17 protein-coding genes and 1 riboswitch are annotated in these 24,448 nt (G+C 74.2%); of the genes, 13 read left to right on the top strand and 4 right to left on the bottom strand.

Going from position 1 to position 24,448, the window contains the following annotated elements; translation table 11 throughout:
• Positions 1 to 109: 109 nt before the first annotated feature.
• A complete protein-coding gene (locus ACZ4EF_RS28020) occupies positions 110 to 1,708 on the bottom strand; it encodes an ABC-F family ATP-binding cassette domain-containing protein (protein ID WP_355333726.1) in 1,599 nt (532 codons plus the stop codon).
• A 230-nt stretch (positions 1,709 to 1,938) separates the two neighbouring features.
• Here ACZ4EF_RS28020 and ypfJ point away from each other — a divergent pair, with 230 nt between their 5' ends.
• Complete coding sequence (ypfJ, locus tag ACZ4EF_RS28015) at positions 1,939 to 2,832, top strand: KPN_02809 family neutral zinc metallopeptidase (protein ID WP_467506836.1); 894 nt, start codon at positions 1,939 to 1,941, stop codon at positions 2,830 to 2,832.
• Positions 2,833 to 2,899: 67 nt separating this feature from the next.
• On the opposite strand, the gene ACZ4EF_RS28010 is transcribed toward ypfJ, so the two are convergent.
• From ACZ4EF_RS28010 to ACZ4EF_RS28000, 3 genes are all read right to left on the bottom strand, one after another.
• The gene (locus ACZ4EF_RS28010) at positions 2,900 to 4,279 is read right to left on the bottom strand and encodes a hypothetical protein (protein WP_391044183.1); all 1,380 of its coding nucleotides are present in this window, start codon (positions 4,277 to 4,279) and stop codon (positions 2,900 to 2,902) included.
• Between the two features lie 168 nt (positions 4,280 to 4,447).
• Positions 4,448 to 5,563: an alpha/beta hydrolase gene (locus tag ACZ4EF_RS28005; protein WP_467506834.1), complete on the bottom strand. Its 1,116-nt coding sequence runs from the start codon at positions 5,561 to 5,563 to the stop codon at positions 4,448 to 4,450.
• Between the two features lie 226 nt (positions 5,564 to 5,789).
• The gene (locus tag ACZ4EF_RS28000; protein ID WP_401313225.1) at positions 5,790 to 6,452 is read right to left on the bottom strand and encodes a class II aldolase/adducin family protein; all 663 of its coding nucleotides are present in this window, start codon (positions 6,450 to 6,452) and stop codon (positions 5,790 to 5,792) included.
• Between the two features lie 196 nt (positions 6,453 to 6,648).
• On the opposite strand from ACZ4EF_RS28000, the gene ACZ4EF_RS27995 reads away from it, so the two are divergent.
• From ACZ4EF_RS27995 to cobJ, 12 genes are all read left to right on the top strand, one after another.
• The gene (locus ACZ4EF_RS27995; RefSeq protein WP_402713828.1) at positions 6,649 to 7,899 is read left to right on the top strand and encodes an inorganic phosphate transporter; all 1,251 of its coding nucleotides are present in this window, start codon (positions 6,649 to 6,651) and stop codon (positions 7,897 to 7,899) included.
• 54 nt (positions 7,900 to 7,953) lie between these two features.
• Positions 7,954 to 8,223, top strand: coding sequence for a hypothetical protein (locus ACZ4EF_RS27990; protein WP_467506831.1), 270 nt, complete (start codon positions 7,954 to 7,956; stop codon positions 8,221 to 8,223).
• Between the two features lie 116 nt (positions 8,224 to 8,339).
• Positions 8,340 to 8,468: riboswitch (cobalamin riboswitch) on the top strand.
• A 159-nt stretch (positions 8,469 to 8,627) separates the two neighbouring features.
• On the top strand, positions 8,628 to 9,713 hold the full coding sequence (locus tag ACZ4EF_RS27985; RefSeq protein WP_467506829.1) for a cobalamin biosynthesis protein: 1,086 nt from the start codon (positions 8,628 to 8,630) through the stop codon (positions 9,711 to 9,713).
• Entirely contained in the window at positions 9,710 to 11,251 is a 1,542-nt protein-coding gene (locus ACZ4EF_RS27980) for a cobyric acid synthase (protein WP_355333746.1), read from the top strand. Before ACZ4EF_RS27985 ends, ACZ4EF_RS27980 begins: the two co-directional genes overlap by 4 nt.
• Before the next feature lie 158 nt (positions 11,252 to 11,409).
• Complete coding sequence (gene cobN, locus ACZ4EF_RS27975; protein WP_467506827.1) at positions 11,410 to 15,087, top strand: cobaltochelatase subunit CobN; 3,678 nt, start codon at positions 11,410 to 11,412, stop codon at positions 15,085 to 15,087.
• 331 nt (positions 15,088 to 15,418) lie between these two features.
• A complete protein-coding gene (locus tag ACZ4EF_RS27970; RefSeq protein ID WP_467506825.1) occupies positions 15,419 to 17,530 on the top strand; it encodes a putative cobaltochelatase in 2,112 nt (703 codons plus the stop codon).
• Positions 17,530 to 18,126 carry a cob(I)yrinic acid a,c-diamide adenosyltransferase gene (gene cobO / locus ACZ4EF_RS27965; RefSeq protein ID WP_355333755.1) on the top strand — a complete coding sequence of 199 codons (597 nt, stop codon included), beginning with the start codon at positions 17,530 to 17,532 and terminating at the stop codon, positions 18,124 to 18,126. The genes ACZ4EF_RS27970 and cobO overlap by 1 nt, the downstream gene beginning before the upstream one ends.
• Positions 18,120 to 19,568 carry a cobyrinate a,c-diamide synthase gene (locus ACZ4EF_RS27960; protein WP_467506822.1) on the top strand — a complete coding sequence of 483 codons (1,449 nt, stop codon included), beginning with the start codon at positions 18,120 to 18,122 and terminating at the stop codon, positions 19,566 to 19,568. The genes cobO and ACZ4EF_RS27960 overlap by 7 nt, the downstream gene beginning before the upstream one ends.
• Entirely contained in the window at positions 19,565 to 20,308 is a 744-nt protein-coding gene (gene cobI, locus ACZ4EF_RS27955) for a precorrin-2 C(20)-methyltransferase (RefSeq protein WP_401313247.1), read from the top strand. Before ACZ4EF_RS27960 ends, cobI begins: the two co-directional genes overlap by 4 nt.
• A complete protein-coding gene (gene cobM / locus ACZ4EF_RS27950; RefSeq protein ID WP_467506820.1) occupies positions 20,305 to 21,204 on the top strand; it encodes a precorrin-4 C(11)-methyltransferase in 900 nt (299 codons plus the stop codon). The genes cobI and cobM overlap by 4 nt, the downstream gene beginning before the upstream one ends.
• Positions 21,205 to 21,208: 4 nt before the next feature.
• Positions 21,209 to 22,453, top strand: a complete 1,245-nt coding sequence (gene cbiE / locus ACZ4EF_RS27945; RefSeq protein ID WP_467506876.1) for a precorrin-6y C5,15-methyltransferase (decarboxylating) subunit CbiE — start codon at positions 21,209 to 21,211, stop codon at positions 22,451 to 22,453.
• Positions 22,450 to 24,402, top strand: coding sequence for a precorrin-3B C(17)-methyltransferase (gene cobJ / locus ACZ4EF_RS27940; protein ID WP_467506818.1), 1,953 nt, complete (start codon positions 22,450 to 22,452; stop codon positions 24,400 to 24,402). Before cbiE ends, cobJ begins: the two co-directional genes overlap by 4 nt.
• The last annotated feature ends 46 nt before the right edge of the window (positions 24,403 to 24,448 follow it).

Below are 24,448 nucleotides of genomic sequence, written 5' to 3'. Positions count from 1 at the left end.
GCGACGGCACGCGTACGTACACACGCGCTGTCTCATGCTCGGGGTCCGTCCCTTCGCCCCCCCCCCCCCCCCCCGCCGCCCCCCCCGCCCGGCCGGGCGCCGCCGGGGCTCAGGCCAGCGAGACCAGGTCCTTGTAGTCCTGGCCCCACAGGTCCTCCACGCCGTCCGGCAGCAGGATGATCCGCTCCGGCTGGAGCGCGTCCACGGCGCCCTCGTCGTGGGTGACCAGGACGACCGCGCCGGTGAAGGTGTGCAGCGCGCCCAGGATCTCCTCGCGGCTGGCGGGGTCGAGGTTGTTGGTGGGCTCGTCGAGCAGCAGCACATTGGCGCTGGAGACGACGAGCGAGGCGAGCGCGAGCCGGGTCTTCTCGCCGCCGGAGAGCACCCCGGCGGGCTTGTCGACGTCGTCGCCGGAGAAGAGGAACGAGCCGAGGATCTTGCGGATCTCCACCAGATCGGTGTCGGGCGCGGCCGACCGCATGTTCTCCAGCACGGTGCGGTCCGGGTCGAGCGTCTCGTGCTCCTGCGCGTAGTAGCCGAGCTTGAGGCCGTGTCCGGGCGTCACCTGGCCGGTGTCGGCCTGCTCGACACCGGCCAGCAGGCGCAGCAGCGTGGTCTTGCCCGCGCCGTTCAGACCGAGGATGACGACCCGCGAGCCGCGGTCGATCGCGAGGTCGACGTCGGTGAAGATCTCCAGCGACCCGTACGACTTGGACAGGCCCTCGGCCATCAGCGGGGTCTTGCCGCACGGGGCGGGGTCGGGGAAGCGCAGCTTGGCGACCTTGTCGGAGGCGCGTACCGCCTCCAGGCCGGACAGCAGCTTCTCCGCGCGGCGCGCCATGTTCTGCGCGGCGACCGTCTTGGTGGCCTTGGCACGCATCTTGTCGGCCTGTGAATTCAGAGCGGCGGCTTTCTTCTCCGCATTGGCCCGCTCGCGCTTACGGCGCTTCTCGTCGGCCTCGCGCTGTTGCTGGTAGAGCTTCCAGCCCATGTTGTACACATCGATTTGCGACCGGTTGGCGTCCAGGTAGAAGACCTTGTTCACCACGGTCTCGATGAGGGTGGCATCGTGCGAGATCACGATGAATCCACCGCGGTACGTCTTCAGGTAGTCGCGCAGCCAGGCGATGGAGTCGGCGTCGAGGTGGTTGGTGGGCTCGTCCAGGAGCAGGGTGTCGGCGTCCGAGAAGAGGATCCTGGCCAGTTCGACGCGGCGGCGCTGACCGCCGGAGAGGGTGTGGAGCTGCTGCCCGAGGATGCGGTCGGGCAGTCCGAGCGCGGCGGCGATGGTGGCGGCCTCGGCCTCGGCGGCGTATCCGCCCTTGGTGAGGAATTCCGTCTCCAGACGCGAGTACTTCTTCATCGCGTTCTCGCGGGTGGCGCCCTTTCCGTTGGCCATCCGCTCCTCGTTCTCCCGCATCTTGCGCAGGACGGTGTCGAGGTCGCGGGCGGACAGGATGCGGTCGCTGGCGAGGGTGTCGAGGTCCCCGGTGCGCGGGTCCTGCGGGAGATAGCCGACCTCGCCGCTGCGGGTGACGGTGCCTGCGGCGGGCTGGCCCTCCCCCGCGAGCACCTTGGTCAGGGTGGTCTTGCCCGCTCCGTTGCGGCCGACCAGGCCGATGCGGTCGCCCTTGGCGACACGGAAGGAGGCGGACTCGATGAGGATGCGGGCGCCGGCGCGCAGCTCAAGGCCGGTGGCAGTGATCACGGGAAAAGCTCCAGGACAGGACGGACGACGGAAACGGGCGCGAGGTCGTACGCCGTGGCTAATCGAGGAATAGAACTGCCATGGGGCTCAGTCTACCGGCGGCCGGCAAACGGTTTACCGCGCCGGGGGCGCGGGCATCGCGGGGCCGACTGCCCCGGCCCCCGGTCAGGGGCGCGCCGGTACCCGGCCACCGGTGCGCCGAAGTGGGGCACATCACACATAATCGGCACATGCGGTTCGACGACGACACTCCGCTCGACACCTCGCAGGTCCAGGACCGGCGGGGCGGTTCGGGCGGCGGCCCCGGCGGGAAGCTGGTGGGCGGCGGAATCGCCGGGCTGCTCGCGGTCGTGATCGGCCTGGTGCTGGGCATCAGCCCCGACCAACTCGGCCTCAGCGGCGGCTCCGACACCGTCTCGGACACGCGCGCGGCCGGCGCCGGTCTGGCGCGGAGCTGTTCGACCGGGCGGGACGCCAACGCGCAGGAGCAGTGCCGGATCGTGGCCGTGGTCAACAGCGTGCAGGCGTACTGGACCGCCGAGTTCAGCCGCCGCGGCGCCGCGTACCGGACCGCGCCGACGGTGTTCTTCGACGCTCCGGTGAGCACCGGCTGCGGTCCGGCCGACCCGCGGACCGGGCCGTTCTACTGCCCGGCGGACCGCAAGGTCTATATCGACTTGAATTTCTTCCAGACGTTGCAGACCCAATTCGGCGCCAAAGGCGGGCCGTTCGCAGAAAGCTATGTCGTCGCGCACGAATACGGCCACCATGTGCAGAATGTGACGGGTGTTCTGAGCGCGGCCCAGGACGGCCGCAGCGGGGCCGACAGCGCCTCCGTACGCGTGGAGTTGCAGGCCGACTGCTATGCCGGGCTGTGGGCGAAGAACGCCACCAGGACCCTCAATCCGGCCACCGGCACCTCGTTGATCACGGCGGTGACGCCCGACGACATCGCGCGCGGTCTCGACGCGGCGGCGGCCGTCGGCGACGACACGATCCAGTCGCGGGCGCAGGGGCGGGCGACGCCGGACGCCTGGACGCACGGGTCCGCGGCGCAGCGTCAGCAGTGGTTCACCACCGGGCTGAGGACCGGGGACCTGGCGGCCTGCGACACCTTCGGCTGAGGACCGGCGGGCGGTACGGGTCCCCGCGCGCTGTACGGCGCGGGGGTCGCGTACCGCTCGCGGCGGCTCAGGTCTCGCCGGTGTGGACCTGGAAGGCGGCCCTGCGCATCGCCTTGGCCAGGGCGGGGTCCGGGTGCGCGGCGGCGAGCGCCACGAGCACCTGGACGGTCCTGGGGTGGCCGACGTTGCGGACCTCTTCGAGCAGCCCGGGCACCGAGCCCTGGACGGCGGTCTCCAGGTGGCTGACGAGCAGGTGGTCCTCGCCGTGGTCGGCGACGGCCGCGGCCGTGTCGATCCACAGCCAGGTGGCCTCCTCGCGGGTCAGCAGGCCGGTCGCGGTGTCCGGGTCGCCGCCGTCCAACTCCGCCAGCCACAGCACCGCGTAGGGGCGCAGCGTCGGCTCCTCGACCACGCCGCGGACGGCCGGCTCTGCGGGGTCGCCGACCACGCGCAGCGCCTCGAAGGCGAGGCCGCGCAGCAGGGCGTCGTCGCCGCGCGCGGTGTCCAGCAACTCGCCGACGGCCAGCGCGACCGGGCGGGCGGCCAGCCAGGCGCGGTACTCGGCGCGGGCCGGACCCGGCGAGAGGCGGGCGCTGGCCCGCAGCATGGTCTCGGCGGACTGCTCCATGTGTCCCGCGGGGCCCTGCGCGGCCACGCAGATCTGCTCCAGCTTGACCCACACCGCCCAGGAACCGATCGCGGTGAGCGTGACCTCGTCGGGGCGCTTGGGGTCGCGGGGGCGCAGCGCGCCGACCCGGGCGACGGCGTCCAGCGTCCAGTCGAGCAGCGCGGGCAGCGGATCGGGGGCGTCGCCCGCGCCGTCGGCGGGCGGTTCGTGCCGCTCGGCGCGCAGCTCCGCGACGCGCTGCCGCAGCAGGTCGAGCAGGGTGTCGATCGGCACCGGCTCGTTGGACAGGTGCAGGAAGGACAGCAACTGCGGTGCGGCCTCGATGACTTCGGCGACCAGCGCCGGATCGGGACCGGCCTGCGGGCCCGGCAGGAAGGGGTGGGCCAGCGACCAGGCGTCGAAGAGCGCGACCCAGCCGCGCAGCACGGCGGTGTCGTCGGTGTCCCAGGCCCGCAGCCGCCAGCCGGGCCGTGCGGTGCCGCCGTGCAGTTCGATCAGCCCCGACAGCCGCGCCCGGTCCCATGCGGTACGGATCTGCGGCCGGGTCAGGTCGAGCGCCGCTGCGGCCTGCGCGGCGGCGTCGTCGGGCAGTATGCCGGTCGGTCCCGCGGTGCCGGGGCCGGTGCCGGCCCAGCGCGCGAGCCGTGCGGCGTCGGCCAGTTCGGCGCGGGCCAGCCGGGCGAGCTGCGGCAGCGGCGGCGTGCCCTCGGGCGGCCGCGGGGGTCTGGACCGGCGCGTCGTTGCGGTCCGGCGGGCGGCGGTGAGCGGCCGTCGGGGGACAAGGCGGAGCGGAGTGTCTCGCGGGCTACGGGACGTCACTGGAGAAGTCTCTCCGGTGAGCGCCCATAATCCCAAACGGAACCCGGCCCGATGATCTACAAGGGTGCCCCGGGGTCGCTCTTCCGGGCCCCTTCGGGCGCGCGTCGTCGCAGCTCAGCGGGGGTTTCCGGGGTGGCTCTCACCCTGATGGGGCGGTCTTGACACCGGTCACATCAGTGGTGTGAGGAATCGTCGCAACGTCTCCTCGTAGTCCGCCGGGTTGACGTTCCACATCGCCGCGTGCGGCGCGTCGGGCACGGTGTGGAGGGTCACCAAGTCGGCTCGGAGGGCCGCGAGTTCGCGGGAGGCGGCCCACGGGGCGAGGGTGTCGCCCGGTCCGTGCACCAGCAGGGTGGGGACGGTCAGCCGCGCCGGGTCCGCCGCGGCGGCGACCGGCTCGGGGAGCAGGCCGGTCCGGCCCTCGGCGGCGCGGACGGCGAGCGGCATCAGCGCGTCGGGGACGCCGTTGGACTCGGCGGCGGCGCGGACGGTGGCCTCCCAGTCGAGCACCGGCGAGTCCAGCACCAGGCCGCTGACCCGGTCGCGTACCGGGGACCCGGCCAGCGCGTGCAGGGCCATCGTGGCGCCGGTGGACCAGCCGAAGAGCACCAGCCGCTGGGCGCCGTACTCGACCGCGTACCGCATCGCCGCGTCGAGGTCGCGCCATTCGGTGGCGCCGAGGTGGCCGATGCCGTCGGGGGACGCGGGGGCGCCGGGGTCGTTGCGGTAGGCGAGCAGGAGCTGCGGGAGGCCGTGGGCGTGCAGGGCGGTCGCCACGTTCAGCGGGTGCTCGCGGGTGGCGCCGAGGCCGTGCACCGCGATCACCCAGGTGTCGCGGGCGCCGGGCACGAACCAGGCGGGCAGCAGGCCGAGTTCGCCGCGCAGCAGGACCTCGGTGTGGTCCAGGCCGAGGGCGCTGCCGGGGTCGCCCGCGCACGCCTGCGGGGTCAGCCGGACCCGGGCGCCGGGGGTGAGGGCGCCGCGCTGGACGCTCAGCAGCCGCCGGGTCACCGAGTACGGGGTCAGGTCGAGCACGTCGCCGACGGCGGCGTGCAGATCGTCGCCGGTCAGGCCCCAGACGCCGGGGCGGGCCGAGGACAGGGTGCGGGTGAGCACCACCTGGTCCGCGGTCACGCTGTGCAGCGTCACGTCGCCCTCGGGCACCGGGCCTCTCAGCGACGGCCTCAGGGCGAAGCGGGATCCGTACCGGCCGGCCGCCAGCGCGGCCGTTCCGGCACCCAGCACGGTGGTGGCTGCCATGGCCACCGCGGTTCGGGTACGCATCTCTTCCAGTGTGAGCGCGTCGGCCGAAAGCGGCCAGGCGACGGCGGCGGCCGGGTGACGTAGGGGCGAGTGACGGCGGCCGGGTGACGTACGGCGGCCGGGTGACGGACGGGCGAGTGGCGTACGGGGGGCGGACGGCGTGTGCGGGGCGGCCGGGCGCGGCGGGCGCGGCGGGCGCGTGGAGAGGCGTGTGTGGAGACGGTGGAGAAGCGGCGGCCCGAGTCGTCTAGTCGGCGGGCTCCGGCGCGCCCTGCCCGTAGCCGCGCAGCTTTTCCGCGACTTTGGCCAGCTCGCGGCCGGGGAGCGTACGGGGCTCGTGGCCGTTGGCCGATCCGGCCAGCAGCCAGACGCGGCACATCCACTCCAGCTGGGCGGTGTTGTCGTACGCCTTGTCGAGGGTGTCGGCGTACACGAGGGTGCCGTGGTTGCGCATCAGGCAGCCGGTGCGGTCGCGGAGCGCCTTGAGGACTGCGGCGGCCAGCCTCTCACTGCCGTAGGTGGCGTAGTCCGCGACCCTGACCTGGCCGCCGAGGGCCGCCGCCATGTAGTGGATGACGGGCAGCTTGTCGACGAGGGTGGAGACGGCGGTGGCGTGCGCGGCGTGGGTGTGCACGATCGCGCGGGCGTCGGTGGCGCGGTAGACGGCCAGGTGCATGGGCAGTTCGCTGGTCGGCCGCAGCTCCCCCATGAGGCGGCGGCCCGTGAGATCCACCACTACGGCGTCCGCCGGGCCGAGCCGGTCGTAGGGGACGCCGGTCGGGGTGACCAGCACGAGATCGCCGACGCGGGCCGAGACATTGCCCGAGGTGCCGACCACCAGCCCGTCGGCGACCGTGCGCCGGGCGGTGTCCACCACGTCCGACCAAGCCTTCTCCAAGGAGTCCTGCACACGGGCATTATCACCGCCCGGCCCCCGACGGGCGCGGATCGCCTCCCCGAGGGGTCCGATCGGCCGGATCGGCTTGATACTGACTGAGGCCGCCCGACCGCTCCGGCACCACAAAGCCGCCGTCAGTTCATCTTCCGTTCATCCGCTCTCCGTACGGTCGCCTCGCCACTGTCCGATCAAACGAATGCCTGGGTACATGGAACACATCACGCTCCTGATCGGAATCGTGATCGTCACCGCACTCGTGTTCGACTTCACGAACGGTTTCCACGACACCGCCAACGCGATGGCCACCACCATCTCGACCGGCGCACTCAAGCCAAAGACGGCGGTGGCCATGTCCGCCGTGCTCAACCTCGTCGGCGCCTTCCTCTCGGTGGAGGTCGCCAAGACCATCTCCGGCGGCATCATCGACGAGTCCTCCGGCATCAGACCGGAAGTGATCTTCGCCGGGCTCGTCGGCGCGATCGTCTGGAATCTGCTCACCTGGCTGGCCGGGCTCCCGTCCAGTTCCTCGCACGCCCTGTTCGGCGGCCTCATCGGCGCCACCCTCGTCTCGGTCGGCACCCACGGTGTGCACGGCGAGGCGGTCGTCATGAAGGTGCTCATCCCGGCCGTCGCCGCGCCGATCGTGGCCGGTCTCGCCGCCACGCTCGCCACCCGGCTCACCTACCGGATCGGCCGCCACGCCGACCCCGAGGCCACCTCGAAGGGCTACCGGGCGGGCCAGATCGCCTCCGCGGGCCTGGTCTCGCTCGCGCACGGCACGAACGACGCGCAGAAGACGATGGGCGTCATCACGCTGGCGCTGATCACCGGCGGCGTCGTCGCCCCGCACGCCGACCCGCCGCTGTGGGTCATCGTCTCGGCGGGCAGCGCCATCGCGCTCGGTACGTACATCGGCGGCTGGCGGATCATCCGCACGATGGGCAAGGGCATCACCGACATCCAGCCGCAGCAGGGCTTCGCCGCCCAGACCGGCGCCGCGGCCACCATCCTCGCCTCCTCGCACCTCGGCTTCGCGCTGTCCACCACGCAGGTCTGCTCCGGCTCCGTGATGGGCGCGGGCCTCGGCCGCAAGGGCGCGGTGGTCCGCTGGAGCACCGCGGGCCGCATGGTCGCCGCGTGGGGGCTCACGCTGCCCGCCGCCGGACTGGTCGCGGCCGGCGCCGCGCTGCTGGCCGACGAGGGCACCTGGGGCGTCACCGCCGTGGCGGTCCTCGGCCTGGCCGTGTGCGCGGTCATCCGTACGGCGTCGCGCCGCAAGCCGGTCACGCACGCCAACGTCAACGACCTGGACGGCGACCCGGCCGCAGGTCCGGACGCGGCGGTCGAGCCGCAGGGCGCGGTCACCGCGGCCATCGCGGCCGTCATCCCGCCGCCCGCCGGGCCCGTCGCGCCCGGCGCCCCCTCGGACACCGTTCCCGGCGCACCCGCCACGGCCTGACCTGCCCCTCCCCCGCGCCTCCCCGCTCTACCTCAAGGACCCAGGGACCCCCTCATGAGCATCGACTGGCACGCGCTCGGCACGGTCTTCGGCGTCACCCTCGTGGCGACCGTGGGCCTGGTCGGCCTGTTCACCCTCGGCATCGTCGGCCTCACCAAGCACGGCTCCGCTCCGGCGTCCGACTCCGGCTCCGGCTCCCCCGCCGCATCCGGGTCCGGCTCCGTTTCGCACGGGGGCGCCCTGCTCGCCCGGACCGGCGGCTACACCTGCTTCGCCGTGTGCGCCGCGGCGGTCTCGTACGGCATCTATCTGATCGTGGCCTGAACTCACGGGTTTCGGCGGCGGATGTGGACCTCGCCACACTCCGTCTTCCCAGGTCAACGGTGAGTTGACCTGCCTGCGCGCACGTGGTGGACTGCGGAGGCCATGCGGCGGCAGGAGAGGAAGTCCGGTGCGAATCCGGCGCGGTCCCGCCACTGTCACCGGGGAGTGCACTCCCAACCCGTACGTCACGGCCGGAAATCCGGTTGGAAGGCCGGGAGTGCGTAGATCCGGGAGCCAGGAGACTCTCACCGCCGGTCACGTCGAACCAGGGCGCGGACCCTGAGTGAGGACCTCTGCCATGCCCGGCTGCGCTCGACTCGTCACGGACCACCGCACGCAGGTGCGCACAAGTACGCCACCCTGTCCGGCACTTCACCTGGACGGCGTGGACGCGGGCTGAACCGGTGCGTGCCGATCGCGTGTTCGCGTACGGCGCCGCACTCGGCTTTCTCGGCGATCTCGTCGCGGGCGACCCGCGTCGCGGCCATCCGGTCGCGGTGTTCGGGCGCGCGGCGGGCGCGTTGGAGCGCCGGATGTGGCGTGACGACCGGGGCAGTGGGGCGGTGTACGCCGCGCTGTGCGCCGGGGGCGCGGTGGGTGCCGCCGCGCTGGCCGACCGGGCCGTACGGTCCTCTGTCGCGCTCCGCGTCGCGCTGACCGCCGCCGCCACCTGGTCGGTGCTGGGCGGGACGTCACTGGCCCGTGAGGCGCGGGCCGTCGCCGCCGCGCTCGACGCCGGGGACATCGAGGCGGCGCGCGCCCGGCTGCCGCACCTGTGCGGACGCGACCCGCATTCCCTGGACGCGGCGGGGATCGCGCGCGCCGTCGTCGAGTCGGTCGCGGAGAACACCTCGGACGCGGTCGTCGGGGCCCTGGTGTGGGGCGCGTGGGGCGGGGTGCCGGGGCTCGTCGGCTTCCGCGCCGTCAACACGCTCGACGCGATGGTCGGTCACCGGTCGCCGCGCCACCTGCGGTTCGGCTGGGCCGCCGCGCGGTTGGACGACGTCGTCGGCTACCCCGGCGCCCGCCTCACCGCCGCGCTCGCCGTCCTCGCCGGGCCCTCGCCGCGTACCGCCCTGCGCGTCTGGCGCCGGGACGCCGCCGCGCACCCCAGCCCCAACGCGGGACCCGTGGAAGCCGCCTTCGCCGGCGCCCTGCGCCTGCGTCTCGGCGGCACCCTCTCCTACGCGGGCCGCACCGAACACCGCGCCGTCCTGGGCGCCGAACACCCGGCCCCGGCCCCGGCCGACATCGCGCGGGCCGTCCGGCTGTCGCGGCGGGTCTCGGCCGCCGCGGCGGCGCTCTGCGTCCTGACAGCGGCGATACGGGGCGGCTCGGCGCCGGGCCACGGCCGACCGGGGGAACGGCCCTCGGGGGGACGTGCCGTCGGCGGAGGGATACGTCCGCCGCGGCGGCGCGAAGCACGAGGGTGGAGTCCGACGGTGTCGCGCCGGGCGCGGCCTTTCTCCGGCGCCGGGGGGACCTCGTGACAGCCCTCGGGGGCGGCCTGTTGGTCGCCGGGACGACCTCGGACGCGGGCAAGTCCGTGGTGACGGCGGGGATTTGCCGGTGGCTGGTGCGACAGGGCATACGCGTGGCCCCCTTCAAGGGGCAGAACATGTCGCTGAACTCGTTCGTGACGCGGGAGGGCGCCGAGATCGGCCGGGCACAGGCGATGCAGGCGCAGGCCGCCCGCGTGGAGCCGTCGGCGCTGATGAATCCGGTGCTGCTCAAGCCGGGCGGCGACCGCAGCAGCCAGGTCGTGGTCCTGGGCAAGGCCGTGGGCGAACTGAGCGCGCGCGGCTACCACGGCGGACGGCAGGCCGATCTGCTGGGCACGGTCACCGGCTGCCTCGAAGAGCTGCGCGGCCGGTACGACGCGGTGATCTGCGAGGGCGCGGGCAGCCCGGCCGAGATCAATCTGCGCAGGACCGACATCGTGAACATGGGCGTGGCCCGCGCGGCCGGACTGCCGGTGGTCGTGGTCGGCGACATCGACCGCGGCGGCGTCTTCGCGTCCTTCTTCGGGACGACGGCGCTGCTCGCGCCCGAGGACCAGGCGCTGGTCGCGGGCTATCTGGTCAACAAATTCCGCGGTGACGTCTCGCTGCTCCGGCCGGGTCTGGACATGCTGCACAAGCTGACCGGCCGGCCGACGCTCGGCGTGCTGCCGTTCGCCCACGGCCTGGGCATCGACGAGGAGGACGGGCTGGGGGTCCCCCGGGGCGGAGTTCGGGGGAGCGTGTCGCCGCGCGCCGCCCATGAATCGGTGGTCGCGCCGCCGCACGGCGCGGAGTTGCTGCGGGTCGCGGTGGTCGCCGTACCGCTGATGTCGAACTTCACGGACGTGGACGCGCTCGCGGCGGAGCCGGGGGTGGTGGTGCGGTTCGTGGACCGGGCCGAGGAGTTGGCGGACGCCGACCTCGTGGTGCTGCCGGGCACGCGCGGCACCGTGCGGGCGCTGGAGTGGCTGCGTGAGCGCGGCCTGGCCGACGCCGTCGTACGGCGGGCCGCCGAGGGGCGTCCGGTGCTGGGTGTCTGCGGCGGTTTCCAGATGCTGGCCGACCGCATCGAGGACGACGTCGAGTCGCGGGCGGGCTCGGTCCCCGGCCTTGGCCTGCTGCCGGTCCGGGTGCGCTTCGCCGCCGCGAAGACGCTGGCCAGGCCGGTCGGGACGGCGTACGGGGAGCGCGTCGAGGGCTATGAGATCCACCACGGGGTGGCCGAGGTCCTGGGCGGTGACGAGGAGTTCCTCGACGGCTGCCGGGTCGGCGCGGTGTGGGGCACGCACTGGCACGGCTCGTTGGAGAGCGACGGTTTCCGCCGGGCGTTCCTGCGCCGGGTGGCCGCCGCCGCCGGACGGCGCTTCGTCCCGGCGCCCGACACGTCCTTCGGGGCGCTGCGCGAGGCGCAGTTGGACCGGCTGGGCGATCTGATCGAGGAGCACGCGGACACCGGCGCGCTGCTGCGGCTGATCGAGCAGGGGCCGCCGCCCGACCTGCCGTTCGTGCCGCCGGGCGCGCCGTGAACGGCAACCGGGACAACAGCCGGAACAACAGCCGGAACGACGGCAGGACCGACGGCCGGGACGGCACCCGTAAGGACTTCTCCGGGGCGGCCGACCGGCCGCAGACCCACCCGTTCCCCCGCCGGGGAACGGGACGTGACGATGACGATGGGGCACACGTGAGCACCGTTCTGCTGCTGTCCACCGCCGACACCGACCTGTTGGCGGCCCGCGCCGCCGACTCGTCCGCCGTCTCCTACCGGATCGGCAACCCCTCCCGCGTCGATCCGGCGGCCGAACTGCCCGCGCTGCTGGACGGCGTGGACATCGCGGTGGTCCGGCTGCTCGGCGGCCGACGGGTCTGGGAGGAGGGTCTGGCGGCGCTCGCGGCCTCCGGGGTGCCGACGGTGCTGCTGGGCGGCGAGTCGGTGCCGGACGCGGAGCTGATGGCGCTGTCGTCGGTCCCCGCGGGTGTCGTCGCGGAGGCGCTGCGCTATCTGGTCGAGGGCGGCCCGGAGAATCTGACGGAGCTGGCCCGCTTCCTGTCCGACACGGTGCTGATGAGCGGCGAGGGCTTCGAGGCGCCGCGCCGGATGCCCGAGTACGGCGTGCACGGCGCGTACGCGTACGACGAGGCGCTGCCGACCGTCGCCGTCCTCTTCTACCGGGCGCACGAACTGTCGGGGAACACCGCGTTCGTGGACACGCTGTGCGCGGCGGTCGAGGCGAAGGGCGCCAACGCCCTTCCGGTGTACTGCGGTTCGCTGCGCAGCGCCGACGAGGGGCTGTACGCGCTGCTCGGGCGGGCCGACGCGATCGTGGCGACCGTGCTGGCGGCGGGCGGCACCGTCGCGTCCGAGGCGACGGCGGGCGGGGACGACGAGGCGTGGGACATCGGCGCGTTGGCGGACCTGGACGTGCCGGTGCTCCAGGGCCTGTGCCTGACCTCGTCGCGCGAGGCGTGGCTGGGGTCGGACGCGGCGCTGACGCCGATGGACGCGGCGATGCAGGTGGCGATCCCCGAATTCGACGGGCGGCTGATCACCGTGCCGTTCTCGTTCAAGGAGACCGGCGAGGGCGATGTGCCGGTCTACGCGGCCGATCCGGAGCGGGCGGCGCGGGTCGCCGGTATCGCGGTCCGGCACGCGGCGCTGAAGTACAAGGCGAACGCCGACAAGCGGCTCGCGCTGGTCTTCACCGCCTACCCGACCAAGCACTCCCGGGTCGGCAACGCGGTCGGCCTCGACACCCCCGCCTCCGCCGTACGGCTGCTGGACGCGCTGCGCGACGCGGGATACGTGACCGGTGAATACCCTGCCGGGGGCGACGAGTTGATCCACCGGCTGATCGCGGCGGGCGGTCACGACGTGGAGTGGCTGACGGAGGATCAGCTCTCGGCGGCGCCCGCGCGCGTGCCGCTGGCCGACTACGAGAAGTGGTTCGCGACGCTCGACGCCGACCTGCGGGCCGGGATGCTGGAGCACTGGGGCGAGCCGCCGGGCTCCCTCTACCTCGACGGCGACGACATCGTGCTGGCGTCCCTGCGGTTCGGCAATGTCGTCATCATGATCCAGCCGCCGCGCGGCTTCGGCGAGAACCCGATCGCGATCTACCACGACCCCGACATGCCGCCGTCCCACCACTACATGGCCGCGTACCGCTGGCTGGAGACGGCGACCGCCGAGGGCGGTTTCGGCGCCGACGCGATCGTGCACCTGGGCAAGCACGGCACGATGGAGTGGCTGCCCGGCAAGGGCCTCGGGCTGTCGGCGGGCTGCGCGCCGGACGCCGTCCTCGGCGAACTCCCCCTGGTCTACCCCTTCATCGTCAACGACCCCGGCGAGGGCACCCAGGCCAAGCGGCGCGGCCACGCCACCGTCGTGGACCACCTCGTGCCGCCGATGGCCCGCGCCGACACGTACGGCGACCTCGCGAAGCTGGAGCAACTCCTCGACGAGTACGCCCTGGTGAACGATCTCGACCCGGCCAAGGCCCCGGCGGTCCGCAGCCAGATCTGGACCCTGGTGCGCGCCGCCGAACTCCACCACGACCTGCACGTGGACGAGCAGCCGGAGGAGGACGACTTCAACGACTTCGTGCTGCATGTCGACGGCTGGCTCTGCGAGATCAAGGACGTGCAGATCAGGGACGGTCTGCACATCCTGGGCGGCGGGCCGGTCGGCGAGGCCAGGACCAATCTGGTCCTCGCCGTGCTGCGCTCCGCGCAGGTGTGGGGCGGGGTCGGCGGCGCGCTGCCGGGGCTGCGGGCCGCGCTCGCGCTCTCCTTCGGCCTGGTGGAGAAGACGCTGCTCGCCGAGCCCGGCGCCCGCGTGGAGCTGCCGTCCGCGCTCACCTCGCTCGCGGCCGGCCCCGCGCGGACCGCCTCCGACGCCGTCGACCTGCTGGAGCAGCTCGCGCGGCGGCTCGCGGAGGCGATGGAGGCCGCCGACTGGCACCGTGACGCCGCCGCCGGGGTGGTCGCGCAGGTGCTGGGCGACCACGAAGTGCCGGACGCGGTGAGGGTGTTGGAATTCGCCGCCCGCGAGGTCGCGCCGCGCCTGGCCCGTACGACCGATGAGATCGACCACATTCTGCGGGCGCTGCGCGGCGGTTACGTACCGGCCGGGCCTTCCGGGTCGCCGACCCGCGGCCTGGTCAACGTCCTGCCGACCGGCCGCAATTTCTACTCCGTCGACCCCAAGGCCATTCCGTCCAGGCTCGCTTGGGACGTCGGCACGGCGCTCGCCGACTCGCTGCTGGCCCGGCACCTCGCCGACACCGGCGCGTATCCGCAGTCCGTGGGCCTCACCGTGTGGGGCACGTCGTGCATGCGCACCCAGGGCGACGACATCGCCGAGATCCTGGCACTGCTCGGCTGCCGTCCGCTGTGGGACGACGCGTCCCGGCGGGTCACCGGCTTCGAGGTCGTCGGCGCCGAGGAGTTGGGGCGGCCCCGGATCGACGTCACCGTCCGCATCTCCGGCTTCTTCCGCGACGCCTTTCCGCACGTCGTCGCCCTCGTGGACGACGCGGTGCGGGCCGTCGCGGAGTTGGACGAGCCCGCCGACGTCAACTACGTACGCGCCCACGCCGACGAGGACTTCGCCGAGCACGGGGACCGGCGGCGCGCCACCGCCCGCATCTTCGGCTCCAAGCCCGGTGCCTACGGGGCCGGGCTGCTGCCGCTGATCGACGCCCGCAACTGGCGCTCCGACGCCGACCTCGCCGAGGTCTACGCCGTCTGGGGCGGTTACGCCTACGGCCGCGGTCTCGACGGGCGGGCCGCCCGCGGCGACATGGAGGCCGCCTTCCGCCGTATCCAGGTCGCCGCCAAGAACGTCGACACCCGTGAGCACGACCTTGTCGACGCCGACGACTACTTCCAGTACCACGGGGGCATGGTCGCCATGGTTCGGCATCTGACCGGCGACTCCCCGCGGGCCTATGTCGGCGACTCCGCCCTCACGGACCAGGTCCGCACGCGGACCCTCGGTGAGGAGACGCACCGGGTGTTCCGGGCGCGGGTCGTCAATCCCCGCTGGATGGCCGCGATGCGGCGGCACGGGTACAAGGGGGCTTTCGAGATGGCGGCGACCGTCGATTATCTCTTCGGGTACGACGCCACGGCGGGGGTCGTGGACGACTGGATGTACGAGAAGCTCGCCACCGAGTACGTCTTCGACGCGGAGAACCAGGAATTCATGCGGAAGTCCAATCCCTGGGCTCTGCGGGGGATTTCGGAGCGGCTGCTCGAAGCGGCCGAGCGGGGGCTGTGGTCCGCCCCCGACCCCGAGACCCTGGAGCGCCTGCGCTCCACCTATCTCGACCTCGAGGGTGACCTGGAGGGCGACGCGTGACCCCCACCGCCACCGCTACGCCTGCGGCGGGCCTTCTCCCCCACCCCGCCCCTCCCCGGAACCGGCGGCAAGCCCCCGTCCCCCCTGTCCTCAATCGCCGGACGGGCTCGTCGTGCCGCACCCCTCTCAGCATTCCCCAGCCCGCCCGGCGACGGAAGGCAGAGGTCGTCGAGGCATGCGCAGCACCCACCGTCCGGCAGCCGCAGGCGGAAGCCGCCCGCGCGCACCCCACCCCGGCTCTCCAGCCCGCCCGGCGATTGAGGGCTTCGGGGAGGGGCGGGGTGGGGGGAGAGATGTCAGCGAACCGCATGTGCACGTACGAGGAGGCATCGTGAGTACGCCGTATCCGTTCACGGCCCTGGTGGGCCAGGAAGACCTGCGGTTGGCGCTGCTGTTGAACGCCGTGAGCCCGGCGGTGGGCGGGGTGCTGGTCAGGGGGGAGAAGGGCACCGCGAAGAGCACGGCGGTGCGGGCGCTGTCGACACTGCTGCCGGACGTACCGGTGGTGCCGGGGTGCAGGTTCTCCTGCGACCCGGCGGCCCCGGACGCGCAGTGCCCGGACGGCCCGCATGAGGCGGGCGGGGGAACGGCCCGCGCGGCGCGGGTGGTTGAGCTGCCGGTCGGCGCGAGCGAGGACCGCCTGGTGGGCGCGCTGGACATCGAGCGCGCCCTGTCGGAGGGCGTGAAGGCGTACGAGCCGGGCCTGTTGGCGGCGGCGCACCGCGGCGTGCTGTACGTGGACGAGGTGAATCTGCTCCACGACCACTTGGTGGACCTGCTGCTGGACGCGGCGGCGATGGGCGCGAGCTACGTGGAGCGCGAAGGCGTCTCCGTCCGGCACGCGGCCCGCTTCCTGCTGGTCGGCACGATGAACCCGGAAGAGGGCGAGCTGCGCCCGCAGTTGCTCGACCGGTTCGGCCTGACGGTCGAGGTCGCGGCCTCGCGGGAGACCGACGAGCGCGTCGAGGTGGTCAGGCGGCGGCTGGCGTACGACGCGGATCCGGCCGGTTTCGGGGCGCGTTGGGCGGCCGACGAGCAGGCGGTGCGTGAACGGATAGCCGCCGCACGGCGGTTGCTGCCGTCGGTGCGCCTGGGCGACGGCGCGCTGCGGCAGATCGCGGCGACGTGCGCGGCGTTCGAGGTGGACGGGATGCGCGCGGACATCGTCATGGCGCGTACGGCGACGGCGCTGGCCGCGTGGGCGGGCCGCACGGTCGTCCTCGCCGAGGACGTACGGCAGGCCGCGCTGTTGGCGCTGCCCCACCGGCGGCGTCGCAACCCCTTTGACGCGCCCGGTCTCGACGAGGACAAGCTGGACGAGACGCTGGAGCGGGAGCGCGGGGCCGGCGAGGGAGAGGGAGAGCAGGGCGAGGGGCGGGACGGCGAGGGGGACGACGACCCGGACACCGACCCGGACGGCCCCGGCGGCGGGCCGACCGGGCCTCGGGAGCCGGAGGGCGGCCCGCAGGGCGGCTCGCGGGAACAGCCCGGCAGCGAGCAGGACGCGCGCGCGGGCCAGGACTCCCCCGCCGCGAGCGCGGGTGCGGGCGACAGCGCGGGCGACGGCTCCGGGCCCAAGGGCGAGCGCTCGGCGGTCGGCGCCGGGGACCCGTACAGGACGCGGCACTTCGATGTGCCGGGCATCGGCGAGGGCGCGGCCGGACGCAGGTCCAGGGCCCGTACGGCGCACGGCAGGACGACCTCCGCCAGGCGCCCGCGCGGCTCGCTGGGCAAGCTGCATCTGGCGGCCACCGTGCAGGCGGCGGCCCCGTACCAGCGGGCGCGCGGCCGGTCGGGCGCGGGGCTCGTGATCCGCCGGGACGATCTGCGGCAGGCGGTCAGGGAGGGCCGCGAGGGCAATCTCGTGCTGTTCGTGGTGGACGCGTCCGGCTCGATGGCGGCGCGGGAGCGGATGACCGCGGTCAAGGGCGCGGTGCTGTCGCTGCTGCTGGACGCGTACCAGCGGCGCGACAAGGTCGGTCTGGTCACCTTCCGCGGCGCGGACGCCGACCTCGTGCTGCCGCCGACGTCGTCGGTCGAGGCGGGCGCGGCCCGGCTGGAGAAGCTGCCGACCGGTGGGCGTACGCCGCTGGCCGCCGGGCTGCTCAAGGCGCGTGAGGTGCTGCGCGTGGAGCGGTTGCGGGACGCCACGCGGCGCCCGCTGCTGATCGTGGTGACGGACGGCCGGGCGACCGGCAGCCGGGCGGCGGCGGGCAGCACGGTCAAGAGCGGTCTGGAACCGATGGCGCTCGCCGCGCGGGCGGCCCGGCTGCTGGCCGCAGAAGGCACCGCCTCGGTGGTCGTGGACTGCGAGTCGGGCCCGGTCAGGCTCGGCCTGGCGGGCGCGCTGGCACAGGAGTTGGGCGGCGTCGCGGTGACGCTGGAGGAACTGCGCGCCGACACGGTGTCCGCGCTCGTCAACGACGTACGGAGGGCCGCGTAATGCCGCAGGGGCAGCCGAGTGCCGTACCTGACGACGGTTTGACGACCCGTCAGCGCAGGAACCGGCCGCTGACGATCGTGCACACCGGCGTCGGCAAGGGGAAGTCGACCGCCGCCTTCGGTCTCGCGCTGCGCGCCTGGAACCAGGGCTGGCCGGTCGGGGTGTTCCAATTCGTCAAGTCCGCCAAGTGGAAGGTCGGCGAGGAGCGGGCGCTGCGCGTGCTCGGCGACTCCGGCGAGGGCGGGACCGTCGCCTGGCACAAGATGGGCGAGGGCTGGTCCTGGGTGCAGCGGTCCCTGGAGTCCAGCGAGGACGCGGCCCGCGAGGGGTGGGAGCAGGTCAAGCGGGACCTGGCCGCCGAGACGTACCGGCTCTACGTGCTGGACGAGTTCGCGTACCCCATGCACTGGGGGTGGGTCGACACCGACGAGGTCGTCGCCGTGCTCCGCGACCGGCCCGGCGCCCAGCACGTCGTCATCACCGGCCGCAACGCGCCGCCCGCGCTGGTCGACGCCGCCGACCTCGTCACCGACATGTCCAAGGTCAAGCACCCCATGGACGCCGGGCAGAAGGGGCAGAGGGGCATCGAGTGGTGAACGTCCCGCGCCTCGTGGTGGCCGCGCCCGCCTCCGGAAGCGGCAAGACCACCGTCGCCACCGGGCTGTTGGCCGCCTTCGCCGAGGCCGGGCTCGCTGTGTCCCCGCACAAGGTCGGGCCCGACTACATCGATCCCGGCTACCACTCGCTCGGCGCCGGGCGGCCCGGTCGCAACCTCGATCCCTTTCTGTGCGGGCCCGACCGTGTCGTCCCGCTCTTCGCGCACGGCGCCGCCGGATGCGAACTCGCCGTCGTCGAGGGCGTCATGGGGCTCTTCGACGGTGCCGCGGGGCGCGGTGAGCTGGGCTCCACCGCGCAGGTCGCCAAGATTCTCCGGGCGCCGGTGGTTCTCGTCGTGGACGCCGGCGCGCAGTCGCGGTCCGTCGCCGCGCTCGTCCATGGCTTCGCCTCCTGGGATCCCGAGGTGCGGATCGGCGGGGTCGTTCTCAATCAGGTCGCTTCCGATCGGCACGAGGCCCTTTTGCGGGCCGCGCTCGACGAGTCCGGGGTGCCCGTGCTCGGTGTGCTGCGGCGCGCGCCGCTGCTTCATGTGCCGTCCCGGCACCTCGGGCTCATTCCTGTCGCCGAGCGGCGGGGTGACGCCGTGGGGTGGGTCCGTGAGCTCGCCGCGCTCGTGCGCGGTGCCTGCGATCTGCCCGCGCTCCTCTCCCTGGCGCGCAGCGCCCCGGACCTGCCGGGCACCGCCTGGGACCCGCTGTCCGAGCTGGCGGCCTGCGGCGCCGCTTTCCCCCACCCCGCCCCTCCCCGAAACCGTGGCTCCGCCCCGGCCCCTCCCCCAACTGCCGCTGCGGGTGGGGCCGGGGGTTCGGGCTCGGATGCGGGGAGGGGCGCGGTGGTGGCTGTCGCGGGTGGGGCGGCGTTCACGTTCGGGTACGAGGAGCAGGCGGAGCTGCTGCGGGCGGCGGGGGCGGAGGTGGTGGGGTTCGACCCGCTGCGGGACGAGGAGCTGCCGGAGGGTACGTCCGGCGTGATCCTCGGCGGCGGCTTCCCCGAGATGCACGCCGCCGACCTGTCGGCGAATGAGCGGCTGCGCGAGGCGGTCGCCGCCTTCGAAGGCCCGATCGCGGCGGAGTGCGCCGGACTCCTTTATCTGACAAGGGAGTTGGACGGCGCCCCGATGTGCGGGGTGCTGAACGCCACGGCCACGATGACCGACCGCCTGACGCTGGGCTACCGCGAGGCCGTCGCGCTGAGCGACAGCGTGCTGGCGGCGGCCGGCACCCGCCTGCGGGGCCACGAGTTCCACAGGACCCGCGTGGAGCCGGGCGCGGGCGCCACCGCGGCCTGGGGTTTCACGGGAGAAGCCGCCCGCAGGGTCGACGGCTTCGTGGAGAAGAACGTGCATGCCTCGTATCTGCATGTGCACTGGGCCGCCGAGCCGTCACTGGCGCGGCGCTTCGTAGAGAGGTGTGCCGAATGACCGCGCTGCTGACCGGAGTCGGGGTGGGCCCCGGCGACCCGGAGCTGGTGACCGTCAAGGGAGTGAACGCGCTGCGGGCGGCGGCCGTGGTCGTCGTACCGGTACTCGACACGGGCGAGCGGGGACGGGCGGAGGCGACCGTACTGCACTACGTGGACGCGGCGCGGATCGTCCGGGTGGTGTTCGCGCTGAACGAGCGGACCGACCGGGCGCGGCGGGAGGCGGCGTGGGACGCGGCGGGCGCGCGGGTGGCCGAACTCCTGCGGGAGCACGGGACGGTGGCCTTCGCGACGATCGGCGACCCGAATGTGTACTCGACGTTCACGTATCTGGCGCAGACGGTCACGGAGTCGGTGGCCGGGGTACGGATCGAGACGGTGCCCGGCATCACGGCGATGCAGGATCTGGCGGCGCGCAGCGGGGCCGTACTCACCGAGGGGACCGAGCCGTTGACGCTGGTGCCGGTGACGGCGGGGGCCGCGGTGCTGCGGGCGGCGCTGGAGGGGCCCGGCACGGTGGTGGCGTACAAATTCGGGCGGCTGGCCGGGGAAGTGGCGACGGCGCTGCGGGAGACCGGCAGGACCGAGGGCGCGGTGTGGGGCAGTTCGCTGGGGCTGCCCGGTGAATCCATCAGGCCCGCCAAGGAGTTGGCGGAGGAGCTGCGGGACGGCGCGCTGCCGTACCTGTCGACGCTGATCGCGCCCGCGCGGCGCGACGGCGGCCGGGGAGGAAAGCTGTGAGCGGCGCGACGGAACCGAGGACGGGCGCCGCAAGCGGCGCGAAGGTGACGATCGTCGGCGCGGGCCCCGGCGCGGCGGATCTGCTGACCTTCCGGGCGGCGCGGGCCATCGCGGAGGCGGACGTCGTCATCTGGGCGGCGAGCCTGGTGCAGGCCGAGGTGCTGCGGCACGCCCGCGAGGGCGCGGAGATCCTGGACTCGGCGGCGATGTCGCTGGAGGACGTGGTCGCGGTGTACGAGCGGGCGCTGCGCGAGGGGCTGCGGGTGGCGCGGATCCACTCGGGCGATCCGGCGCTGTGGGGCGGCACGCAGGAGCAGGTGGACCGCTGCGCGGGGCTCGGCATCGAGGTGGAGATCGTGCCGGGGGTGTCGTCGTTCTCGGCCGTCGCGGCCCTGGCAGGGCGGGAGTTGACGATTCCCGAGGTCGCGCAGTCGGTGATCCTGACCCGGCTGGGCGGTGGCAAGACGCCGATGCCGCCGGGCGAGGAGGTCAGGGAATTCGCCCGGCACGGTACGACGATGGCGGTGTTCCTGTCCGCGGCGCGGTCCGGGCAGCTCGCCGCCGAGCTGCTGGAGGGCGGCTACGTCACCGGCACCCCGGTGCTGATCGCCCATCAGGTCACGTGGCCCGAGGAGCTGTTGCTGCGCTGCACGGTCGGCACGATGGAGGCCACCGTCAAGGAGCACAAGCTCTGGAAGCACACGCTCTTCCTGGTCGGACCCGCGCTCGCCGCCTCCGGGACGCGCTCGCACCTCTATCACCCCGGCCACTTCCACGGTTTCCGGCGGGCCGATCCGGTGGCGCGGCGCGCCCTGCGGGAGTCCCGTGCTCCGGGAGAGTCCCGTACGCCGGAGGAGTCCCGCGCTTCGGGGGACTCGCGTGAGTCCCATGGGTGACGGCGTGATCACCGTCCTCGGCGTGGGTACGGGCGGCCCGGTGCCCGACGTCGGCGCCGCCGATCTGGTCGTCGGCGCCGCCCGGCACCTCGACGCGGTCCAACTGCCCGCCGGGGCACGGCGCGTGGTGCTCGGGCCGCTCGCACCCGCGCTCGACACGATCGCGGAGTACGTGGCCGCGCCCGGTGCCCGCGTGGTCGTGCTCGCCTCGGGCGACCCCGGATTCTTCGGGATCGTACGGGCGTTGGGCGCGCGGTTCGGCGCGGCGGCGCTCGACGTACGGCCGTCGTCCCCGTCCGTCGCGGTGGCCTTCGCCCGGCTCGGGCTGCGCTGGGACGACGCGGTGGTGGTCAGCGCGCACGGACGCGATCTGCGCACCGCCGTCCATGTGTGCCGGGCGCATCCCAAGACCGCCGTACTGACCGGACCCGGCGCGGGACCGGCCGAGTTGGGCGCGGCGCTGGCCCGTACCGGCCTGGACCGTACCCTCGTTGTCGCCTCCGCGCTCGGTACGGACGCCGAGCGCGTCGAGCGGGTCTCGCCCGCGCGGGCCGCCGAACGGGACTGGTCGGGGGCCGGGGTCGCGGTGGTGCTGTGCCTGGCGGCGGACTCCTTCGGCGAACGGGCCGACGTCTCCCGTACGGTCGCGGGGCCGCCGCCCGCACCCGCCCAATGGGCGCTGCCTGAGGAGGAGTTCGCGCACCGCGACTCCATGGTCACCAAGTTCGAGGTACGGGCCCTGGCCCTGGCCCGGCTCGGGCCGCGCACCGGGGACCTGGTGTGGGACGTCGGGGCCGGGTCCGGGTCCGTGGCCGTGGAGTGCGCGCGGTTCGGCGCCGCCGTGGTCGCCGTGGAGAAGACGGCCGACGGCGTCGAGCGGATACGGGCGAACGCCGTCGCGCACGGCGTGGACGTGCAGGTCGTGCACGGGGACGCGCCCGCCGCGCTCGACGGACTGCCCGACCCCGACGCCGTCTTCGTCGGCGGCGGCGGGCCGGAGCTGGCCGCGATCGTCGCGGCGTGCGCCCGGCGGGCGCGGCGGACCGTCGTGGTGACGCTCGCCGCCGTGGACCGGGTGGCGGAGGTCCGCGGTGCCCTGCGGGCCGCCGGGCTGGTGCCCGACGGTGTCCTGCTCCAGTCGTCGCGGCTCGCGCCGCTGCCCGGGGAGGTGGCGCGGCTGGCCGCGACGAATCCCGTGTTCGTGCTGTGGGCCCGGCGCCCCGCACCCCATGAAGGAGAGCTCTCGTGATCGGCCTCATCCACGCCACCGCGGCGGGGCGCACCGGATGCGAGCGGCTCGCCGCCGCGTGGCCCGGCAGGACGGTGCTGTACGGGGACGGCGCGGACCGTCCGCTGCGGTCCGTCGTGGCGACGGCCTTCGCCGAGTGCGACCAGCTCGTCCTCTTCCTCGCGACCGGCGCCGCCGTGCGGCTCCTCGCCCCGCTGCTGCGCGGCAAGGCCGAGGATCCCGGTGTCGTCACCGTCGACGAGGCCCACCGCCACGCCGTCGCCCTCCTCGGCGGGCACGGCGGCGGCGCCAACGCTCTGGCCTCCGCCGTCTCCTCCGTCCTCGGGTCCGCTCCCGTCATCACCACCGCGACCGACTCCGTCGGCACCCCCGCGCTCGACGCCCTCCCCTACCCCACGGACGGGCCCCTGGCCCCCCTCACCCGCGCCCTCCTCGACGGCGCCCCCGTCCGCCTCCACACCGACCAGACCTGGCCCCTCCCCGCCTTTCCCCTGACGGTGGTCCCGGCAGAGTGGACCCCAGCGCATTCGGGGGAACCGTCATCCCCCGAAGACCCCCGGACGTCGGCCGGGCCCCGTACGGCTCCGCCGCCCCCCGCCATCCCGCGTCCGCCGGACGCGGCGAATACAGGGGAACCCTCGCCCCCCGAAGGCCCCCGGACTGTGGCCGGGCAGGACCAGCCGTTCACGCTCCGGCCCGGGCCCCCGGCCCAGCGCGAGCTGACCTCGGCACCGCCGAACACCGCCGTCCCCCGTCCGGCGGGCGCGGGTGGGTATGCGGTGTGGGTGACGGATCGGGTGGTGGGGGGAGATGAGGGGGGCGTCGCGGTGTATGTGAGGCCGCCGTCGTTGGTGGTGGGGGTGGGGGGAAGCCGGGGGGTCGGGCGGGAGGAAGTGGTCGGGCTGGTGCGCAGCACCCTGGCGGAGGCGGGGCTGGCGCAGAAGAGCGTGAGCGCCCTGGCGACGGTGGACGCGAAGGCCGGGGAGGAGGGGATCGTGGCCGCGGCGGCGGAGTTCGGGGTGCCGTTGCTGACGTACGCGGCGGCGGAACTGGCGAGGACGGCCGTGCCGAACCCCTCGGCGGCGCCGCTCGCCGCGGTCGGGACACCGTCCGTGGCGGAGGCGGCGGCAATCCTGGCCGCCGGGACCGGCGGCCAACTGATCGTGGAGAAGCGGAAGTCGGCGATGGCGACAGCCGCCGTCGCGCGGCGCCGACCGCGCGGACGGCTGGCCGTGGTGGGCCTGGGCCCCGGCGCCCGCGACCTGGTGACACCGCGCGCCGTGGCGGAACTGCGCCGCGCGTCCGTGATCGTCGGCCTCGACCAGTACGTCGACCAGATCCGCGACCTGCTGCTGCCCGGCACCCGCGTGCTGGAGTCGGGGCTCGGCGCGGAGGAGGAACGGGCCCGCACCGCCGTCGCCGAGGCCCGCGCCGGGCACGCCGTCGCGCTGATCGGGAGCGGTGACGCCGGGGTCTACGCGATGGCGTCCCCCGCGCTGGCGGAGGCGGCCGACGACATCGACGTGATCGGCGTCCCGGGCGTGACCGCCGCCCTGGCGGCAGCCGCCCTGCTGGGCGCGCCGCTCGGCCACGACCACGTCTCGATCAGCCTGTCCGACCTGCACACACCCTGGGACGTGATCGAACGGCGCGTGCGGGCCGCCGCCGAGTCCGACCTGGTCGTGACCTTCTACAACCCCCGCAGCCGCGGGCGCGCCTGGCAGTTGCCCAAGGCGCTGTCCGTCCTGGCCGAGCACCGCACCCCGCTGACTCCGGTCGGCGTCGTCCACGCGGCGTCCCGCCCGGACGAGCGGGTCGAGGTCACGACGCTCGCCGACCTCGACGTCGGCACGGTCGACATGGTGACGGTCGTGACCGTCGGCAACACCGCCAGCCGTATCGTCTCCGGCCGCATGGTGACCCCCCGCGGCTACCGCTGGCAGACATGACGGCGCCCCGTCACCCGTTCCCACAAGCCCCGACCGCCCCCACCCC

It is taken from the genome of Streptomyces sp. NPDC025721 (assembly GCF_055558595.1).
Note: the sequence above shows the minus strand (reverse complement) of the source record. Positions and strands in the feature narration are given on the sequence as shown.

What these genes read in the sequence shown, in the direction of transcription:
- ACZ4EF_RS28005 (WP_467506834.1), bottom strand. Translation starts at nt 5,563, where the DNA reads ATGCGTACCCGAACCGCGGTGGCCATGGCAGCCACCACCGTGCTGGGT.
- ypfJ (WP_467506836.1), top strand. Translation starts at nt 1,939, where the DNA reads ATGCGGTTCGACGACGACACTCCGCTCGACACCTCGCAGGTCCAGGAC.
- cobI (WP_401313247.1), top strand. Translation starts at nt 19,565, where the DNA reads ATGACCGCGCTGCTGACCGGAGTCGGGGTGGGCCCCGGCGACCCGGAG.
- cobO (WP_355333755.1), top strand. Translation starts at nt 17,530, where the DNA reads ATGCCGCAGGGGCAGCCGAGTGCCGTACCTGACGACGGTTTGACGACC.
- ACZ4EF_RS27995 (WP_402713828.1), top strand. Translation starts at nt 6,649, where the DNA reads ATGGAACACATCACGCTCCTGATCGGAATCGTGATCGTCACCGCACTC.
- ACZ4EF_RS27990 (WP_467506831.1), top strand. Translation starts at nt 7,954, where the DNA reads ATGAGCATCGACTGGCACGCGCTCGGCACGGTCTTCGGCGTCACCCTC.